Source organism: Phaeobacter sp. HF9A (genome assembly GCF_011806385.1).
Lineage (GTDB): Bacteria > Pseudomonadota > Alphaproteobacteria > Rhodobacterales > Rhodobacteraceae > Epibacterium.
In genome coordinates this window covers 14,074-33,369 of record NZ_JAATOX010000032.1, presented here as the reverse complement: position 1 = coordinate 33,369, position 19,296 = coordinate 14,074, and the positions used below count along the sequence as shown (strand labels likewise).

Genomic DNA, 19,296 nt, shown 5'->3' with positions numbered 1-19,296 from the left:
CAAGGGGAGGCTGCACATCGCGCTATCGCATCGGCTGGAACACGCAGCCATCAGAGATCATGATCGGTGGCGTCACGCAAAGGTTGCGGGCGATCTGATAGGCGGCCAGCACCTTGGGCACATAATCCCGAGTCTCGGCAAAAGGCGGAACCCCGCCGTGATCCCGCACCGCCCCTGCACCGGCGTTGTAGCCCGCCAGGACAAGCACCGGATCGCCGGAGAACTCTTTCATCAATACGTCCAGAAAACGCACGGCGCCCTTGATGTTCTGGTCCGGATCAAAGGCATCCTCGACCCCGAACCGCGCCGCCGTGTCCGGCATCAATTGCATCACCCCTTCGGCTCCCACGCGGCTGACCGCGTTCGCATCCCCGTGAGATTCCACCGCCATAACCGCCAGGACAAGCGCGGGAGAAACATCCGTTCCGATCGTCGATGTCAGCAAGGACACGCCATAGGCGCCGATCATCTCGTGAAATTCCTGAAGCCGCGGCACCGGTACATCCCCGTGCTGTTCCAGCACCGCGAGCCCGTCAACGAGCCGACCAGGCGAGGCCCCGTCGAGGTCACTGCCAACATCCTCCCAAAACCAGCCAAAACGCGTCTCAGCGCCTGCGGAGGGGGCCTGTGCCTCGGGCGCTGAGGGGCTTGTCGTACCGCTGTCCTGCGCGCTCGGCGCGATCTGGACCGTGATCCGTTTTTGCGTACCCGCTGCGGGCGGACGAATGCGCTTGGCCTGGAAGTCGGGAAAGGGCGCGCGCGGTTGCTCCTGCGCCAAGCCGCCCGACCCTGCCATCACCGCCGCGGCGAAGGAGACTCCGCAGCAGGCTTTCTTGACCCGATTCATCCGTTTCTGCTCGCCTCATGGCTCTTGGTTCAAAAAATTCTGGGCCAATCCACCGTCGAAATCCAGCCCAGAGGTCAGGATTTGGGCCATTTGGCCACATTTCTTCCTCATTCCGCGCGGAAAATCTCTCTCGGCGCCTCAAGAACTCGTGAATTATACTTTTGGGACATGGGCTTACCCAATTTACTAAGATTTTTTTAATCTTAAAGGCCGGTTTCCGGGTTTCGGCCCAATTCCTGCCACGCTGGATAGGGATAAAAGTCACATCCAAAGCGGGACGTCATCTGAAGGTGAGAGAGCAGACGACACGAAGCCCCGGAACAGGATGACATTATTTACCGATCCTCAGGAGGGACGAACCATGATCAAACTTTTCAAAAACTTCCGCAATGACGAATCTGGCGCCGTGACCGTTGACTGGGTTGTGCTCTGCGCCGCCGTTGTTGGCCTGGCCGCCGTTGTTGTTGGCAACCTGAAAGGCGGCACCGACCAGCTGGCAACCAACACCGCAGAGACCCTGCAAGGCATCACCGTGGGCGCGACAGGCGAGTAAGCCCCTGGATCAGATCAGTTTGATCTGAATGAGATTTTTCGGGCCGCGCTCATTTACCGGCGACGGCCCGAAGTGTTCTTGATGCATCGGAAAGTGAGGCGTTATGTTGAAGCGTTTGAAGAGCTTTTTGCTGCATGAAGACGGCGCCGTCACCGTGGATTGGGTGGTGTTATGTGCCTTGATCGTCGGCTTCACCCTCGCCAGCTATGCGAGCATGGAAACGACGTTCTCGGAGTTCGCTACAAATGTGGCGACCTACATTGCCAGCTTGTCATCCTGACCAGCCCGGCACCGCTATCTTTTGCCCCGACGACCATAGGGCGATGCGCGCAACACCATCCTGCGCGTCACATAATATGGCGTAAAAGACATTCCGCCAGCCCGTAAAAGAACCAACGGGCCTGGGCAACATTGCTGTCAGAAACGCGACAGAAAGGGACTACCATGCGAGCGGTTTTCGGACTGGTGCTCATCGTGGGTGTCGCCCTCGCAGGCGGCGCGGTCATGATGGCCAAGAATTACATCGAAACCTATCAGACGGCGCTGGCGCAAGAGCGTGCCAATGGCAAGAATGCGGTGCCCACGATAGATGTCTTCGTCGCCAATGAGCCGCTGAAATACGGTCAGAAACTCACCAAGGAGAGTGTCCGCCGCGTCCAGTGGCCGCAGACCTCCCTGCCGGAGGGGGTCTTTGCCGACGAAACGGTGCTTTTCCCGTCCGACACCGCGAAAGACGCCCGCTACGTGCTGCGCACGATGGAAAAGGGCGAACCCATTCTGGCGGTTAAGGTTACCGCCCCGGGCGAAGATGCGGGCATTACCTCACGGCTGGAACGGGGCATGCGCGCCTTTGCGATCCGGGTTGATGTGGCCTCTGGCGTGTCCGGTTTCCTGCGTCCGGGCGACCGGGTGGATGTCTACTGGAGCGGCGAGCCACCGTCGCAGCGTGGTCAAGATCGCCGGGGCGAGGTCACCCGTCTGATCCAGACCAATATCGAGCTGATCGCGGTGGACCAGACGGCTGGCAACGATATCAGCGAGGCCGTGATCGCCCGCACCGTCACCGTGGCCGCCCGCCCCGAACAGGTCGCGGTTCTGGCCCAGGCGCAATCGACCGGTAGCCTGTCGCTGTCCCTGGTTGGCGCCGAGGATGACACCATCGCGGCCCTTGTCGAGGTGGACCAGCGCAAACTCCTCGGGCTCGGCAGCATTGAAGCACCGCAACAGGTCCAGGAAGACAAGGTCTGCACCATCCGCACCCGCCGTGGCGCCGAGGTGATGGAAATTCCGATCCCCTGCACCGACTGAGCTGGGCCAAGCGAGCACACGACCTTTTTTCAACGCCTTAGCAACACCCTCGTGCCATCCAGACCGGCGCGGGGGTGTTGCCATGTGGCCCCGCCCCCCACGTGCAGCGGATGAAAATCCGCCGCGAAGCCATTGATTCTTGCAATGAAAGCAGAACTAACGCAGATTGGTCGCAAAATTGGGGCAACAAGACCCCGCATCTGAGGCGTGATCGGAAAGGCAGGTCACATGTCAATCGGACGTTATTTCGCGGCAGCCCTCACGGGGCTGACCCTTCTCTGTGCATCGCTCCCCGAGGCCAGCCTGGCCCAGGGCGTGAAAGTCGTGAAAAAGGGCACCAATGCCGTGCTCGATGTGCCCATGAATCGGGCGGTGGTCGTCGAAGCGGATGTACCCTTTGCGGAACTGAGCATCGCCAACCCCGGCATTGCGGATATTTCCTCGCTTTCGGACCGGACAATCTATGTTCTGGGGAAATCCCCCGGCACCACCACGCTGACGCTGCTGGATGGGTCCGGTCGGCTGATCACCAATGTGGATGTGAAGGTCGCCGCTGATGTCACAGAGTTCAAACAACGGCTGAAACAGATCCTGCCGAACGAGAAAATCGAAGTGCGCACCGCCAACGACGGTATTGTGCTTTCGGGGAATGTTTCCAGCGGGCAGCGCCTGCAACGGGCGCTGGATCTGGCCGAACGCTATGCGCCGGATCGGGTCAGCAACCTGATGACCGTCGGCGGCGTGCAGCAGGTGATGCTTAAGGTTCGATTTGCCGAGATGGAACGCTCTGTCAGCAAGTCCCTGGGCTCCTCCGTGGCGTTTCGCGGCAACAATACCACGGGCGAAACCGGCACCTGGCTGAATGGCGAGAACGGCCTGGGCGGCGCCAGTATCGCAACCAAGGATGGGATCAGCGGCGCCACTTTTATAGGATTTGATATCGGCTCGATCGAATTTGGCGTGCTGCTGGAAGCGCTGGAGCAAAAAGGCCTGGTCCGCACCCTGGCAGAGCCCAATCTCTCGGCGCTGTCAGGACAGGAGGCCAGCTTCCTTGCGGGTGGCGAATACCCGGTTCCGGTTGCGCAGGACAATGGCAAGACCACGGTCGAGTTCAAACCCTTTGGTGTCGAGCTGAATTTTGTGCCCCGGGTGGTGGACGGCGATCTGATCAATCTGGAGCTGCGCGCCGCGGTGTCAGAGATCGACCCGAACAACTCCATCACGCTGGATGGTCTGTCGATTAACGCCTTCTCGAAACGGGAAACCTCCACCACCGTGGAGATGCGCGACGGCGAGAGCTTTGCCATTGCCGGGCTGATCGAGGACAACTTTCTTGATAATGCCGCACAAATTCCCTGGCTCGGCGATGTTCCGGTGCTGGGTGCGCTGTTCCGCAGCGCCGATTACGAACGCAAACAAAGCGAGCTGGTCATTATCGTGTCGGCCCATCTGGTGACCCCGACGCGGGGCGATGCCTTCTCGTTGCCGACCGACCGGATCAAGCCGCCCAGCGAAAAGAACCTGTTCCTGATGGGGCGGACCGAACGGGCGCAAACCGGTGCCGCGGGCGAGGTCGCCAACCAGGATTTCAACGGCTCTTATGGCTATCTCCTTGACTAAGAATAACAAACGGTGGCGCAGATGCTAAAGTACACGGCGATTATTGGACTGTCCCTGATCACAAGCGCCTGCGCCTACCGCGAGGCGGGCCAACCCATTGATGGCGCGTATTTCGGCTCGGCCAATGCCAATAACACCGCCGTTCTGAGCGGTGACCGCAGCTATCAGATCCAACTGGCCAAGCGGTTCGCGCAGGACGTGCCCAATACCATCAACTTTGATTTCGACAGTGCCCGGCTCGATGGTGCGGCGCGTCTGGTGCTGGATCAACAGGCCGACTGGATCAAGCAATTCCCCGAAGTGCGCTTTCGCGTCTATGGCCATACCGATGCCGTCGGCAGCCAGCGCTACAACAAGGCGCTTGGCCTGAGACGGGCGCGGGCGGCGGTGAATTACCTCGTTTCGCATGGCATCAGCCGGCAGCGGCTGGAGGCGGTGGCCTCCTTTGGCGAAACGCAGCCTCTTGTGCTGACCGATCAGCGCGAACGCCGCAACCGGCGTACTGTCACCGAGGTCAGCGGCTTTGTCGCGGCACGGGTGAACGAGCTTGATGGCAAATACGCGCAGATCATCTATCGCGACTACGTCCAGAGCGCCGTGGTGCCGACCACGCTGACCCGCGAGCAGTTCCTGCAAAACGCGGAGTAGCCAAGCCCTTCTGGCCACGACGAAAAACCGGATCAGCTGCAAGGCGGTGACGATGTCATCGCCTTTACCCGTTGTTAGGGATGTTTAATTTTCCCAACAATGGGAGCTTTTTGGCCCCAATGTCGCCCAGATTAAGAACGACAGTCATCCCATAGGGCGCCGTGTACCTTGTGGTGGGGGCGGCGTCGGTCCGCAGGTCCGTTGGCCTGCGACCGAACAATGTGGGGACTATGGCGATGACGAATGGGAATTCGCAAGCTGATGCTGCGCCGATCGCAGCCTGTACAATCAGTCGTGACGTTCAGAACTTTGATCTGCTGATCGAGGACATGGAGAGCGTCATGGGCGAAGCCTGGGGCGACCTTGGCTTTACCGATGCGCTTGCCTTCTTCTATCAACCCGAAGCCGAAGCGGTGGAATTTGTCGCGCTTGCGCTGGATGCGGAAGACGAGGAAAACCTGCCACTGATTGGCGAAATCATCACCCAGGCCAAATCACGCAATATCAGGATCATTCTGGTGGCCGAGGATGTCACCCCGGCCGCGCTGCATAAGCTGCTGCGCCAGGGGGCGGATGAATTCATCCCCTACCCGCTGCCCGAACAGGAACTGGCCGCCGCGGTGGAGCGGCTGCGTCAGCCCAAGGAAGTGGCCGCCCCTACCCCGGCACCGGCCCGGACCCATAAGCTGCATGCCGACAGCCAGCGCGAAGGCGCTGTTATCGTCTCGCATGGGTTGGCGGGGGGCTCTGGCGCCTCGACCTTTGCGGTCAACCTGGCCTGGGAGCTGGCGGAGCTGAACACCACCGACCGCCCCAACGTCTGCCTGTTGGATTTCGATCTGCAAACCGGCTCTGTCTCGACCTATCTCGACCTGCCCCGCCGCGAGGCGGTGATGGAGATGCTGAGCGAAACCGAAGCCATGGATGAAGACATCTTTGGCCAGTCGCTGGTCTCGTTTCAGGACAAATTGCAGGTGCTGACCGCGCCGCCCGACATGGTGCCGCTGGATTTCATCACCCCCGAAGACATCCTTCGGGTGGTGGAAACCGCGCGCAGCCATTTTGATTTTGTGGTCATCGACATGCCGCATACGCTGGTGCAATGGACAGAGACGGTGCTGACCCTGTCGCATGTGTATTTCGCCATGATCGAGCTGGACATGCGCTCGGCGCAAAACGCATTGCGGGTGAAACGGGCGCTGCAATCGGAAGACCTGCCTTTTGAAAAGCTGCGGTTTCTGTTGAATCGTGCGCCGAAATTCACCGACCTGAATGGCAAGAGCCGGGTCAAACGCATGGCAGAAAGCCTTGGTATCTCCATCGACGTCCAGCTGCCGGACGGGGGAAAGCCGATCCTGCACAGCTGCGACCATGGTCAGCCGCTGGCCATCTCTGCCCCCAAGAACCCGGTGCGCAAGGAAATCGCCAAACTGGCGCGCAGCCTGCATGAACTGGGGCGCTCGGATGCAGAGGCCGCCTGATCAACGCGTGACACCCTGGGGGTAAAACGATGTTTTCCAAGTACAAACGACCCAACGCCAAGCCAGCAAACCCGGCCCTTCAGCCGGAGCCGAAAGCCGCAGCAGCCCCCGCGGAGCCGGTGAAAACCGTGCTGCGCCGCCCGACCCAGCGCAAGGCCGCCGAGACCGCGCCAATGGATCGCGAGCGCAAGCGCAAGGAGCGGATGAGCGAGATCAAGCTGGAGCTGCACCGCGAGCTGTTGGAAAACCTCAACCTCGCGGCGCTGGAGAAAGCGACCGAAGCGGAATTGCGCACCGAGATCGCCTCGATCGCCAGCGAGGTGCTCCAGGACAAGAATATCGTCCTCAACCGCGAAGATCGCCAGACGCTCAACAAGGAGCTCTATGACGAGGTCACCGGCCTTGGGCCGCTGGAAACCCTGCTCAAGGATGACAGCATTTCCGATATTCTGGTGAACGGCCCGCAGCAGATATTCGTGGAGCGCGCGGGCAAGCTGGAACTCTCGGATGTGACCTTCAAGGATGAACGCCACCTGATGCGGATCATCGACAAGATCGTTTCGGCCGTCGGACGGCGGGTGGATGAATCCAACCCCTATGTGGACGCGCGCCTGGCCGATGGGTCGCGCTTCAACGCCATGGTGCCGCCGATCGCGGTGGATGGCTCGCTGGTGTCCATTCGGAAGTTCAAGAAAGACAAGTTGCAGATCGACGATCTGGTCAATTTCGGTGCCTTCACCGAAGAGATGGCCGCCTATCTGCAAGCTGCTGTCTCCACGCGGCTGAACATCATCGTGTCGGGTGGTACGGGCTCTGGTAAGACAACCACGCTGAACGCGCTGTCGAGCTTTATCGACAACTCCGAGCGCATCCTGACCATCGAAGACACCGCCGAGCTTCAGTTGCAACAGACCCATGTGGGCCGGATGGAAAGCCGCCCGCCCAACGTCGAAGGCAAGGGCGAAGTCTCGCCGCGCGACTGTCTGAAAAACGCCCTGAGGATGCGGCCCGACCGCATTATCGTCGGCGAAACGCGCGGCGCCGAGGTGATCGACATGTTGCAGGCGATGAACACCGGCCACGATGGGTCCATGACGACGATCCACGCCAACTCTGCCCGCGACGGGATTTCGCGTCTGGAAAACATGATCGCAATGGCCGGGATCGAAATGCCGATCAAGGCGGTGCGCAGCCAGATTGCCTCGGCTGTGAACCTGATCGTGCAGGCCTCGCGGCTTCAGGATGGCTCGCGGCGGATGACCTCGATCACCGAGATCACCGGCATGGAAGGCGATGTGATCTCCATGCAGGAAATCTTTCGCTTTCAACGGGTTGGCCTGACGCCAGACAATAAGATCATCGGCCATTTCACCGCCACCGGCGTGCGCAGCCACTTCTCCGAGCGCTTCCGCCTTTGGGGCTATGACCTGCCGGCCTCGATCTACGAGCCCACAGTGATGGAGAGACGCTGATGCAAATCGGAATGGAACCGCTCATTTATGGGCTGATCTTCATCGGGGTCCTGGTTCTGGTCGAGGGGCTCTATCTTGTGACCTTTGGCAAGTCGATCAACCTCAACAGCCGGGTGAATCGCCGGCTGGAGATGCTGGAGAAGGGCGGCAACCGGGAACAAGTGCTGGAACAGCTCCGCAAGGAGATGCAGCAGCACCTGAAATCGCGCTCGATCCCGCTCTATTCGCTCTTGGCGGAACGGGCGCAGAAGGCGGCGATCGCCTTTACACCACGCCAGCTGATCATGATCATGGCGGGGGTGTCGGTCTTTGCCTTTGTCGGCCTGAGCGTCGGCACGCAGACCGCTGCGCCGGTGCGCACGCTGGCCTCGATCGTGATCGGCGTTGGCGGGGTGTTCTTCTGGGTCAACAAGAAGGCCAAGACCCGGATGGCGCTGATCGAGGAGCAGCTCCCCGATGGGGTCGAGCTGATGGTGCGAAGCCTGCGGGTCGGGCATCCGTTTTCTTCGGCGATCCAGATCGTTGCCAAGGAATCCCAAGACCCGCTGGCCACCGAATTCGGCATTATCGCCGATGAATGCGCCTATGGCCGAGATGTCGGCGAGGCGCTGAAGGAAATGGCGCAGCGGCTGGACATGCAGGATTTGCAGTTCCTCGCGGTGGCGGTGACCATTCAGCAGCAATCCGGGGGCAACCTCGCCGAGGTGCTTGCGGGTCTTGCAAAGGTTATCCGCTCGCGGTTTCGCCTGTTTCGGCGCGTCAAGGCGATCACCGCCGAGGCGCAGTGGTCGGGCAAGTTCCTCTCTGGTTTTCCGCTGTTTTGCCTTGGCTTCACCCTGTTCAACGACCCGCATTATTATGACGGGGTCATTGATCATCCCTGGTTCATTCCCTGCTGTTTCATCGTTGGCGGCATGCTGACCGCCAACCTCTTTGTGATGCGCATGCTCACAAATATTAAGGTCTGAGGACACGTCATGAATCCGCTCAGCTATCTTAATGACCTGCTTGTCGCGCAGTTCGGCGAATTCGGACCTTTGATGGCGCTTGGCTTTGCCGGTCTGCTGCTGGTGGTCATCGCTATTGCGATGATGATGAACCAGCCCGAAGACCCGCTGAAAAAGCTCCAGCGCAGCCTTGATCAGAGCAACGCCAATACCCCGCGCAAGGAGCGGCTGCGCCAGGCCAACCGCAACGAACAATTGCAGAAATTCGCCAACTTCCTGGAGCCCCAGAACGCCGAGGAGCTCTCGGCGATGGAGCTGAAGCTGCGCCAGGCCGGCTATCAGTCCAAGGACGCGGTGCGGCTGTTTCACTTTGCGCAGTTTGCGCTCGGGCTGCTCGGGCTTGGGCTTGGGCTGTTTTATATCTACGGCATGAATCCGGGCGTCGAGTTCAGCACGCAGGACCTGGTGATCCGCATTATCGGCCCCGCTGCCGCCTGTTATTTCATGCCGAAATACTGGGTCACCCGCCGGATCGAGGAACGCAAGCAGGCCATCACCCGCGCCTTTCCAGATGCGCTGGACATGATGTTGGTCTGCGTCGAGGCGGGGCAATCGCTGGATCAGGCCATTGTGCGTGTGGCCGCGGAGCTAAAGACCTCCTATCCCGAACTGGCCGAAGAATTCGAAGTCGTCGCCTATGAGATGAAGGCCGGCAAGGAGAAAGACAAGGTCATGCGCGACATGGCCACCCGCTGCGGCGTGCTCGATGTGTCCTCCTTTGTGACCGTGATGATCCAATCGGCCACCTTCGGGACCTCGATCGCCGATGCGCTGCGGGTCTATGCCAGCGAGATGCGAGACAAACGCGTCATGCGTGCCGAAGAGGCCGCAAACAAGTTGCCAACCAAAATGACCCTTGCGACAATGGGGCTGACCGTGCCACCGCTGCTGATCATCCTGGTCGGCCCATCGGTGGAGACCATCACCAAGCTGGGACAACAGTAAGGCAAATCAAATGACGTTTTGGAGCAGGCGCACCCACCTTTTCAGCCTGTTCCCACCTGCGGTCGCCATCAGTGCATGCGTACTGATGGCGGCTTGCGTTGCGGGAACAGGAAACGGGTTGAAAGCCCCCGACACAGAGGGCGTCTGGGCACCGGGCGTGGATCACCGGGCCGAGGCCGTCAGCGGCATGGAGGTCGGCCACCGGCTGATGGCGGCGGGCCAATATGAGCTGGCGATCGACGCCTTCAACCGCGCCGCGCTGGAACAGGGGCTGACGCCGGAGGTGCTCTCCAGCCTCGGAACGGCGAACCTTGGGCTTGGCCGTTTGGGACAGGCCGAAACCCTGCTGCGCCGCGCGCTGAAAGAAGAACCCAACTGGCCCGAAGCGCTCAACAACCTGGGCATCGTGCTGATGGAAAGCGGCCAATACCCGGAGGCCGAACAGATCCTGCGTCGGGCCTATGCGCTGGACAATGGCCAAAGTGACGCAATTCGCGATAATTTGCGCCTGGCACTCGAAAATCTTGACAATCCCGGGCATAATGACGCGATAGGCAGCGAATATAAATTGGTGCGCCGGGGCGGTGGCAGCTACCTCCTTCAAACGACACCATAATGCCAGAGGCAGAGCAGAAAAGGACGCACTCACATGCGCCATATGGTTCTTTTGTCCGCAGGGCTGGTCGGGGCACTGACCCTGGCGTCGTGCAGCAAGGAAATTGACAAGGACGCCGTCGAGCGGGCGCTTCAGGACGTCAATGTCGTTGATGAAAGCAATCTCAACAGCGTCATCCTCAGCAGCGCCGACCCGAATGAGGCGGTGAGCTATTTCCAGCGCAGCGTGACCGAAACCCCCGGACGGATTGATCTCAACCGCGGGCTGGCCACCTCCCTGATCCGTGCCAAACGCTACACCGAGGCCCAGGCGGCCTGGGAGCGGGTCGCCTCGCTGCCCGATGCGACGGCTGACGACAAGGTCAACCTCGCCGATGCGATGATCCGCAACAACAATTGGGACACGGCCAAACAGGTGCTCGACACCGTTCCGCCGACCCATGAGACCTTCAAACGCTATCGGCTCGAAGCCATGGTCGCCGATTCCGAGGAAAACTGGAAAGCCGCCGATAGTTTCTACGAGACCGCCATTGGCCTGACCACAAAACCCGCCGGGGTGCTCAACAACTGGGGCTACTCCAAGCTGACGCGCGGTGATTACCGCGAGGCGGAGCGGCTGTTCGGCGAGGCCCTGCGGCAGGATCCGAACCTGTTCACCGCCAAGAACAACCTGGTTCTGGCGCGCGGGGCGCAGCGCAACTACAGCCTGCCGGTGATCGCCATGACCCAGACCGAACGGGCGCAGCTCTTGCACACGATGGCGCTCTCGGCGGTGAAACAGGGCGACGTCAGCATCGGCGAAGGCCTGCTGCGCGAAGCCATTGAAACCCACCCGCAACATTTCGACGCCGCAGCCCGGGCGCTGGCGGCCTTGGAAAACGGCTGATAGGCGCATCCCATGCAATTTCCCGCTGAGGCCGCGCTCTGGTTCTTGCCCTTCGTGTTGCCGCTCTGTGCCGTTGCGGCGCTGACCGACCTGCGCAGCATGCGCATCCCCAATTGGTGCGTGGATGCCCTGGGCGCGGTCTATGTGCTGCTGGGCCTTCTGGTGATGCCCAGCTGGGCCGATTATGGCTGGCAGTTGCTGCATCTGCCCATTGGCCTCGTGATCGGCTTTTTGATGTATGCGCTTAGCCTGATCGGTGCGGGGGATGCAAAATTCGCCGGTGCCGCCGCGCCCTATGTGGCCGTTGCCGATCTGAGCGATCTTGGCATGATCTTTGCCATCACGCTGATCGTCGGCTTCATCGCGCATCGGATCGCGCGCCACAGCCCCCTGCGCCGCCTCGCGCCGGACTGGAAGAGCTGGGAGGCGGGCAAGAAATTCCCGATGGGGCTGTGCCTTGGCGCGACATTGGCGATTTATCTCTGCCTCGCCGCCTTTGGCAGCGCCTGAGCCACCTGTCGGAAAATTCCTGAAAATCCCCCGCGCTCTTCGCGGAAATGATGCAAGCCTGCCGTGGTCTTGCCACAGTGTTGAATAGTCTCTTTCCAACATGCCTGACCTCCCAGGCGTTCCGAAAGAGGCCCTTTTTCACATGAATATGCAGAACATGACCGTCATCGCCCCTCCCCCGCCCAAAGGGTTGGCGGAGATGCAATTGCCGCTGGTGATGATGCGCGACATTCTGCTGAAGACGATCTTTCGCAAGACGCTTCACACGGTGACCGAGCTCTCCTCTGCGATCTGCCTGCCCGCCTCAGTGACGCAGGAATTGGTGGACATGGCGCGCGACCAGAAGCTGCTGGAGGCCACCGGCACGCTCAACGCCAACTCCGGCACCGAGATGGGCTATCAGCTCACCGATGCGGGCAAGGCCCGGGCACAGGACGCGCTCGCGCAGTCGGAATACTTCGGCGCTATGCCGGTGCCGCTGGATGTCTACAGCGAACAGGTCAAACGCCAGTCCATCCGCAATATCATGGTGACCCGCCAGCAGCTGACGGCCGCCATGGGGCATCTGATCCTGCCCGACAGCCTGCTCGATCACCTGGGCCCTGCGGTCAGCGCCGGGCGCTCGATCCTGATGTATGGCCCGCCGGGGAACGGGAAATCCTCGATCTCCAACGGCATCCGCGATGCGCTGGGGGATCGGGTCTATGTGCCGCGCGCGATCGAATACGCGGGTCAGGTGATCACCGTCTATGACCCGATCGTGCACACCGCCGTCGAGACCGGCGAGGAAGACCCGAATGCGCTGCGCAAACACCGGCGTTTTGACGAACGCTACGTCTGCTGCGAGCGCCCCACCGTGGTCACCGGCGGCGAGCTCTCGCTGTCGATGCTGGATCTGGTCTACAACCCGACCGCCCGCACCTATCAGGCGCCGCTGCAACTCAAATCCACCGGCGGTATCTTCATCGTAGACGACCTTGGCCGTCAGGCCGAAAGCCCGCAGGCGCTGGTCAACCGCTGGATCGTGCCGCTGGAAGAGAGCCGCGACATCCTCGCCTTGCAATCGGGCGAGAAATTCGAAGTCCCCTTCGACACGCTGGTGATCTTCTCGACCAACTTTCACCCCAACGAGATCTTCGACCAGGCCGCCCTGCGCCGGATCTTTTTCAAGATCAAGATCGACGGGCCGGATCAGGAAAACTTCCTCAAGATCTTTGCCATGGTGGCGCGCAAGAAGGGCATGCCCCTGGACGAGGCCGCGCTGGTGCATCTGCTGAAGAACAAATACCCGATGATCGGCAATATCTATGCCAATTATCAGCCGGTCTACCTGATCGACCAGATGATCTCCATCTGCGAGTTCGAAGGCATCCCCTATCAGATGTCGCCAGAGCTGATCGACCGGGCCTGGGCCAATATGTTTGTCCGCGACGAGGTGATCGTGAAATAGCCTCGGCTATGCAAAACGGCGCCCCACAAGGGACGCCGTTCTTTCATCTTTTCCAAAATATCCCCGCCGGAGGCCGCGGCGCATCTGCGCCGCTCAGGCGGTCAGCCCTTCCGGCTCCGCCAGCTTGTTGGCGCGGCAGCAGGCGGTCACCGTATTGGCCAGAAGACAGGCGATGGTCATCGGACCCACACCGCCGGGAACAGGGGTGATCGCGCCAGCGCGCTCGGAGGCGGAGGCGAAATCCACGTCCCCCACCAGCTTGTTTTTGCCGTCCCGTTCGACGCGGTTGATGCCCACGTCGATCACGGTGGCGCCTTCCTTGATCCAGTCACCAGGCACCATTTCCGGGCGGCCAACGGCGGCCACCACGATATCGGCGCGACGCACAACATCGGGCAGATCCTTGGTGCGGCTATGCGCGATGGTGACGGTGCAGCTGTCCCCCAGCAGGAGCTGCGCCATCGGCTTGCCAACGATATTGGAGCGACCAATGACAACCGCATCCATGCCGGACAGGGAGCCATGATAGTCACGCAGCATCATCAGGCAGCCCAGCGGCGTGCAGGGCACCATGGATTTCTGCCCGGTCCCCAGCAGGCCGACGTTGGAGATGTGAAACCCGTCCACGTCCTTTTCCGGCGCGATCGAATTGATCACCAGATCTTCGTCCAGATGTTTGGGCAGCGGCAGCTGCACCAGGATGCCATGCACGGCCGGATCGTTGTTGAGCTGGTCGATCAGCGCCAGCAGATCCGCCTCGGAGGTGTCAACGTCGAGCTTGTGCTCATAGGAGTTCATGCCGACCTCGACGGTCTGCTTGCCCTTGGAGCGCACATAGACCTGGCTGGCCGGGTCCTCGCCCACCAGAACCACCGCCAGACCGGGGGTGATGTCGTGTTCTTCCTTCAGACGCGCCACATGTTCGGCGACCTTGCCACGGACCTTGGCCGCAAAGGCCTTGCCGTCGATGAGTTCTGCTGCCATTGCTTCGTTCCTTTTCAGGGTCAGGGACCAACACGCCCCTGTTTAAGTCTCCGGGATCTCCCGCGCCTCGCGGGTGATCGACCAATTCACCATATCGCGCCAGAGGCCCTCGACAAGCTCGGGATCCAGCCCCTCTGCCTCGGCGGTCCGACACACGTTGGTGATGACCTCCTCCACCCGGGAGTGAATGCGCGCAGGCCAGCCGTTGGCGCGCTTCAGGGTCACGGCGCGGTCGATATAGTCCGCACGATCCCGAAGCAGTTTCACCAGTTCCACGTCGATGGCGTCGATCGCCTGACGCAGCTCGGCCATATCGGCACAGTCTTGCGGCGGTTTGCGGTAGGTCATCGTCTCTTAAAACTCCTGCGGCCCGGGAAGGATCCCCGGGCCGCAGGTTGCCTATTTCAGACCTTAGAACAAGCCTTCGATCAGGCCTTCGTCATTCAGGCGGATGCTTTCCGCCGCCGGGGTGCGCGGCAGGCCCGGCATGGTCATGATCTCGCCGCAGACAACCACGATGAAGCCCGCGCCCGCCGAGAGGCGCACTTCACGCACCGGCACGGAGTGGCCGGTCGGCGCGCCGCGACGGTTCGGGTCGGTGGTGAAGGAATATTGGGTTTTCGCCATGCAGACCGGCAAGTTGCCATAGCCCGCTGCTTCCCATTCTTTCAGCTGGTTGCGGATCTTCTGGTCGGCCAGAACCTCGTCGGCGCGGTAGATGCGCTTGGCGATGGTTTCGATTTTCTCGAACAGCGGCATCTCGTCGGGGTAGATCGGCGAGAAGTTGGCAGAGCCGCCTTCGACCAGTTCGACCACTTTTTCCGCCAGCGGAGCAGAGCCTTCGGAGCCCAGTTCCCAGTGACGTGACAGAACGGCTTCGACGCCATGGGTGGCGCAGTATTCCTTGACCGCTTCAACTTCGGCATCGGTGTCGGTGACGAAGTGGTTGATGGCGACAACAACCGGCACGCCGAAGGATTTGACGTTCTCGATGTGGCGACCCAGGTTGGCGCAGCCGTTTTTCACCGCGTCGACGTTTTCGCCGCCGAGATCGGCCTTGGCCACACCGCCGTTCATTTTCATCGCGCGCACAGTGGCGACCAGCACCACGGCGGAGGGTGCGATACCCGCCTTGCGGCACTTGATGTTCATGAACTTCTCGGCGCCGAGGTCGGCGCCAAAGCCTGCTTCGGTGACCACAAAGTCAGCCAGTTTCAGCGCGGTCTTGGTTGCGATCACGGAGTTACAGCCATGTGCGATGTTGGCGAAGGGGCCGCCGTGCACAAAGGCCGGGTTGTTTTCCAGGGTCTGCACCAGGTTCGGCTGCATCGCGTCTTTCAGCAGGACGGTCATCGCGCCTTCTGCCTTGATGTCGCGGCAGTAAACCGGGGTTTTGTCGCGGCGGTAGGCCACGATGATGTCGCCCAGACGCTTTTCCAGATCCTTGAGGTCGTTGGCGAGGCAGAGGATCGCCATCACTTCGGAGGCCACGGTGATGTCAAAACCGGTTTCGCGCGGGAAGCCGTTGGAGACGCCACCCAGCGAGGCGGTGATCTGACGCAGGGCGCGGTCGTTCATGTCGACCACACGACGCCACACGACGCGACGCACGTCGATTTCGCACTCGTTGCCCCAGTAGATGTGGTTGTCGAGCATCGCCGACAGCAGCGAGTGCGCGGAGGTGATCGCGTGGAAGTCGCCGGTGAAGTGGAGGTTCATTTCCTCCATCGGCACGATCTGTGCCATGCCGCCGCCCGCTGCGCCGCCCTTCATGCCGAAGTTCGGCCCGAGGGAGGCTTCGCGGATGCAGATCATCGCGTTCTTGCCGATGCGGTTCAGACCGTCGCCCAAACCCACAGTGGTGGTGGTTTTACCTTCGCCCGCCGGGGTCGGGTTGATCGCGGTCACCAGAATCAGTTTACCGTCTTCTTTGCCCTGCACGGAGTTGATGAACTCCTGGCTGACCTTGGCCTTGTCGTGGCCGTAGGGCAGCAGGTCTTCGGTCTTCATGCCCAATTTGGCACCGATCTCGAGGATCGGGAGCTTGTTCGCCTCGCGGGCGATCTCAATGTCACTCTTGTAGCTCATGGCCTGGTTCCTAAGTGTCGAGTTGGCAGGGGCCGGCGGCGGGCGCCGGAATCTGCCCTAGGCTTAGCGGCTCCGGCAGACGCCGCGCCATTGATTTCCGACACAATTGCGCCCCAGAACGTCGCGGATCATTTTCGATGGCACCGGTTGGTCGCATAAAGGAAACATTGCTGCGCTGCGGCTTTGGTATGATCCCTAGCTTTCGCCCGCCCAGGCCCGCTGATCGGGCACAAACAGACGCAGACTGTCGCCCAGCGACAACCGCCCCGGGCGCTCCACCCAGGCGGTGATTCCCCGCCGGTTCGTCGCTGCCGACTTGAACTTGGGGCCAAAGCCTTCGTGGTCTTTTTCGATCTCGCGACCGGGCAGCACGCAGGGGCGGTTTTCCATATCCACCGTCAGCGTTGCCCCATCCGGTCCTTGCAGCCGCGACGAGGGCGGCACCAGGGTAAAATCGGGAATGCCGCGCAGCACCAGCGAAGCGCCCAGATGACGCGGGTCCAGCCGCTCCAGCCCCATATCCGCCGCGATCAGGGCGAGTTCTTCTTCGGACAGCACCGTCAACTGCCGCACATTGCGGATTTTGGTGCCTTTCTTATAAAGGTTGGTCACCCGCACGCAGGAGCCGCGCTCTGCGCCCTCGTGTCGCTCGCCCGTGATCCCGGCAAAGCCAAGGTCGAGCGCCTCTCGCACCTCTGCCTGAATGCCGCCGCCTGCGGGAACCATCCCAAGCCAGGTGATTTCGCCCCGAAATTCCGTTTCGCGCAGTACAGGCATTGGTGTCTCCTTGAACGAGCTGATGCAGGTGATGCAGGTGATGCGCGCAGACTACCCCCTGCCCGCCCGGATGCAATCGCGCGGCACAGAGTTGATACAATGAAAAGAGGCACCCGAGTCGGGTGCCTCCTGTCGTGTTCGGATAATCAAGATCAGTTGGAGGGTTCAGGCTCCATCCCACCCTCGGGCGGGGTCTTCTTGGGCTTGGCCTTGGGGATGGCCGTTACCGAAGCAGCGCCGCTGTCGGCCCCATCATCGGCATCGTCATCCGCCTGCGGCGGCTCGCCCTTCATCACCCGTTTGATCTCCTCGCCGGTGAGGGTCTCATATTCCAGAAGCCCCTGGGCCAGGCGTTCCCATTCGTCCTTGTGATCTTCAAGGATTTGATAGGCGCGCTGGTAGCCGTCCTCGATGAAGCGGCGGACCTCTTCTTCGATCATCTCCTTGGTATTGGCGGAAACCGAGAAGCCACCGGTATTGCCGGAATAGCCCTCATGCGCCTCGGCGTAGTCGATATTGCCAACCTTGTCGGACATGCCCCAGCGCAGCACCATGGCGCGCGCCAACTGGCTGGCCTGCTGGATATCACCGGCCGGACCGTTGGACACATGGCCCGGGCCGTATTTGATGATCTCGGCGGCCTTGCCCGCCATGGTCATGGCCAGTTTTTGCTCGCACTCGTCCTTGTGCCAGTTCAAACGGTCCATTTCCGGCAGGCTGACCACCATGCCAAGCGCACCACCGCGTGGAATGATCGTCGCCTTATAGACAGGGTCGCATTCCGGCAGCTTCAGGCCGACCACCGCGTGGCCTGCCTCGTGATAGGCGGTTTTTTCCTTCTGGTCGGCGGTCAGAACCATCGAGCGGCGCTCCGCCCCCATCATGACCTTGTCCTTGGCGCTCTCGAAGTCTTCCATGGTGACAAAGCGACGGCCCACACGGGCAGCCATCAGGGCGGCCTCATTGACCAGGTTGGCCAGATCCGCACCGGAAAAGCCCGGGGTGCCGCGCGCGATGATGCGCAGATCCACATCGGCGCCCAGCGGCGTCTTGCGGGCATGCACGCCGAGGATCTTCTCGCGGCCCTTGATGTCGGGGTTGCCGACGGTGACGTTGCGGTCAAAACGGCCCGGACGCAGCAGCGCGGGGTCGAGCACGTCCTTGCGGTTGGTCGCCGCGAGGATGATCACGCCCTCATTGGCCTCAAAACCGTCCATCTCGACCAGCAGCTGGTTGAGCGTCTGTTCACGCTCGTCATTGCCGCCGCCGTAACCGGCGCCACGATGGCGGCCCACGGCGTCGATCTCGTCGATAAACACGATACAGGGGGCGTTCTTCTTGGCCTGCTCGAACATGTCGCGCACGCGGGAGGCGCCCACACCGACGAACATTTCAACAAAGTCAGAGCCGGAAATGGTGAAGAAGGGCACGCCCGCCTCGCCCGCAATGGCGCGGGCCAGAAGGGTTTTACCGGTGCCCGGAGGGCCCACCAGAAGCGCGCCTTTGGGGATCTTGCCGCCGAGACGCGAGAATTTCTGCGGGTTGCGCAGGAATTCCACGATCTCTTCCAGCTCTTCCTTGGCCTCGTCGATGCCGGCCACGTCGTCAAAAGTCACGCGACCGTGTTTCTCGGTCAGCATCTTGGCCTTGGACTTGCCAAAGCCCATTGCGCCGCCTTTGCCACCGCCCTGCATGCGGTTCATGAAGTAGATCCAGACCCCGATCAGCAGCAGGAACGGCAGCAGCGTCAACAGGAACGACTGGAAGGTCGATTGCTGCTGTTTTTCCGCGCGAACCGGAATGTTCTTGCTGATCAGCATTTGGGTGACTTCGGCATCGCCCGGCTTGATCGTGGAATAGTTCTGACCGTCAGAGGTCGTGTAGCGCACTTGCTCGCCATCGAGCGTCACAGTGCTGACCCTACCGTCGTCCACGGCAGATACGAATTCCGAATAGGTCTTTTCGCGGCTCTGTAGCTGGCTGCCGGATCCGCTGAACAAATTGAACAGGGTGACGACGAGCAGGAACAGAACAACCCAAAAAGCGATATTGCGTGCGTTGCCCAAAATGGCTCTCCCAAGAATTCCAAGGACGCCACGGCACTA

General features: G+C 61.1%; 19 protein-coding genes. 13 read left to right on the top strand and 6 right to left on the bottom strand.

Annotated features, from left to right (window positions below):
* Positions 1-22: 22 nt before the first annotated feature.
* The gene (locus HCZ87_RS08230; RefSeq protein WP_254868562.1) at positions 23-796 is read right to left on the bottom strand and encodes a lytic transglycosylase domain-containing protein; all 774 of its coding nucleotides are present in this window, start codon (positions 794-796) and stop codon (positions 23-25) included.
* Positions 797-1,208: 412 nt separating this feature from the next.
* On the opposite strand from HCZ87_RS08230, the gene HCZ87_RS08225 reads away from it, so the two are divergent.
* From HCZ87_RS08225 to HCZ87_RS08165, 13 genes are all read left to right on the top strand, one after another.
* Positions 1,209-1,400, top strand: coding sequence for a hypothetical protein (locus HCZ87_RS08225; RefSeq protein ID WP_167643276.1), 192 nt, complete (start codon positions 1,209-1,211; stop codon positions 1,398-1,400).
* Positions 1,401-1,503: 103 nt separating this feature from the next.
* Positions 1,504-1,680 (top strand): Flp family type IVb pilin, encoded by a 177-nt coding sequence (locus HCZ87_RS08220; protein ID WP_167643275.1) that lies wholly within the window; start codon positions 1,504-1,506, stop codon positions 1,678-1,680.
* Between the two features lie 164 nt (positions 1,681-1,844).
* On the top strand, positions 1,845-2,708 hold the full coding sequence (gene cpaB / locus HCZ87_RS08215; RefSeq protein ID WP_167643274.1) for a Flp pilus assembly protein CpaB: 864 nt from the start codon (positions 1,845-1,847) through the stop codon (positions 2,706-2,708).
* 228 nt (positions 2,709-2,936) lie between these two features.
* Entirely contained in the window at positions 2,937-4,328 is a 1,392-nt protein-coding gene (locus HCZ87_RS08210) for a type II and III secretion system protein family protein (RefSeq protein ID WP_167643273.1), read from the top strand.
* Positions 4,329-4,349: 21 nt separating this feature from the next.
* Entirely contained in the window at positions 4,350-4,976 is a 627-nt protein-coding gene (locus HCZ87_RS08205; RefSeq protein ID WP_167643272.1) for an OmpA family protein, read from the top strand.
* Between the two features lie 236 nt (positions 4,977-5,212).
* A complete protein-coding gene (locus tag HCZ87_RS08200; RefSeq protein ID WP_167643271.1) occupies positions 5,213-6,457 on the top strand; it encodes an AAA family ATPase in 1,245 nt (414 codons plus the stop codon).
* A 29-nt stretch (positions 6,458-6,486) separates the two neighbouring features.
* Positions 6,487-7,929: a CpaF family protein gene (locus tag HCZ87_RS08195; protein ID WP_167643270.1), complete on the top strand. Its 1,443-nt coding sequence runs from the start codon at positions 6,487-6,489 to the stop codon at positions 7,927-7,929.
* Positions 7,929-8,897, top strand: coding sequence for a type II secretion system F family protein (locus HCZ87_RS08190; RefSeq protein ID WP_167643269.1), 969 nt, complete (start codon positions 7,929-7,931; stop codon positions 8,895-8,897). Before HCZ87_RS08195 ends, HCZ87_RS08190 begins: the two co-directional genes overlap by 1 nt.
* A 9-nt stretch (positions 8,898-8,906) precedes the next feature.
* Complete coding sequence (locus HCZ87_RS08185; protein ID WP_167643268.1) at positions 8,907-9,881, top strand: type II secretion system F family protein; 975 nt, start codon at positions 8,907-8,909, stop codon at positions 9,879-9,881.
* Positions 9,882-9,891: 10 nt separating this feature from the next.
* Positions 9,892-10,497: a tetratricopeptide repeat protein gene (locus tag HCZ87_RS08180; protein ID WP_167643267.1), complete on the top strand. Its 606-nt coding sequence runs from the start codon at positions 9,892-9,894 to the stop codon at positions 10,495-10,497.
* 33 nt (positions 10,498-10,530) lie between these two features.
* Positions 10,531-11,382 (top strand): lipopolysaccharide assembly protein LapB, encoded by an 852-nt coding sequence (locus HCZ87_RS08175; RefSeq protein WP_167643266.1) that lies wholly within the window; start codon positions 10,531-10,533, stop codon positions 11,380-11,382.
* 12 nt (positions 11,383-11,394) lie between these two features.
* Complete coding sequence (locus tag HCZ87_RS08170) at positions 11,395-11,892, top strand: prepilin peptidase (RefSeq protein WP_167643265.1); 498 nt, start codon at positions 11,395-11,397, stop codon at positions 11,890-11,892.
* A 142-nt stretch (positions 11,893-12,034) separates the two neighbouring features.
* Positions 12,035-13,342 (top strand): ATPase, encoded by a 1,308-nt coding sequence (locus HCZ87_RS08165; RefSeq protein WP_167643264.1) that lies wholly within the window; start codon positions 12,035-12,037, stop codon positions 13,340-13,342.
* 93 nt (positions 13,343-13,435) lie between these two features.
* On the opposite strand, the gene folD is transcribed toward HCZ87_RS08165, so the two are convergent.
* From folD to ftsH, 5 genes are all read right to left on the bottom strand, one after another.
* Entirely contained in the window at positions 13,436-14,326 is an 891-nt protein-coding gene (gene folD, locus HCZ87_RS08160; RefSeq protein WP_167643263.1) for a bifunctional methylenetetrahydrofolate dehydrogenase/methenyltetrahydrofolate cyclohydrolase FolD, read from the bottom strand.
* Between the two features lie 42 nt (positions 14,327-14,368).
* Positions 14,369-14,674, bottom strand: coding sequence for a chorismate mutase (locus HCZ87_RS08155; protein ID WP_167643262.1), 306 nt, complete (start codon positions 14,672-14,674; stop codon positions 14,369-14,371).
* A gap of 63 nt (positions 14,675-14,737) precedes the next feature.
* A complete protein-coding gene (locus HCZ87_RS08150) occupies positions 14,738-16,414 on the bottom strand; it encodes a formate--tetrahydrofolate ligase (RefSeq protein WP_167643261.1) in 1,677 nt (558 codons plus the stop codon).
* Positions 16,415-16,609: 195 nt separating this feature from the next.
* A complete protein-coding gene (locus HCZ87_RS08145) occupies positions 16,610-17,191 on the bottom strand; it encodes an MOSC domain-containing protein (RefSeq protein ID WP_167643260.1) in 582 nt (193 codons plus the stop codon).
* A 152-nt stretch (positions 17,192-17,343) separates the two neighbouring features.
* Positions 17,344-19,257: an ATP-dependent zinc metalloprotease FtsH gene (gene ftsH / locus HCZ87_RS08140; protein WP_167643259.1), complete on the bottom strand. Its 1,914-nt coding sequence runs from the start codon at positions 19,255-19,257 to the stop codon at positions 17,344-17,346.
* Positions 19,258-19,296 lie beyond the last annotated feature (39 nt).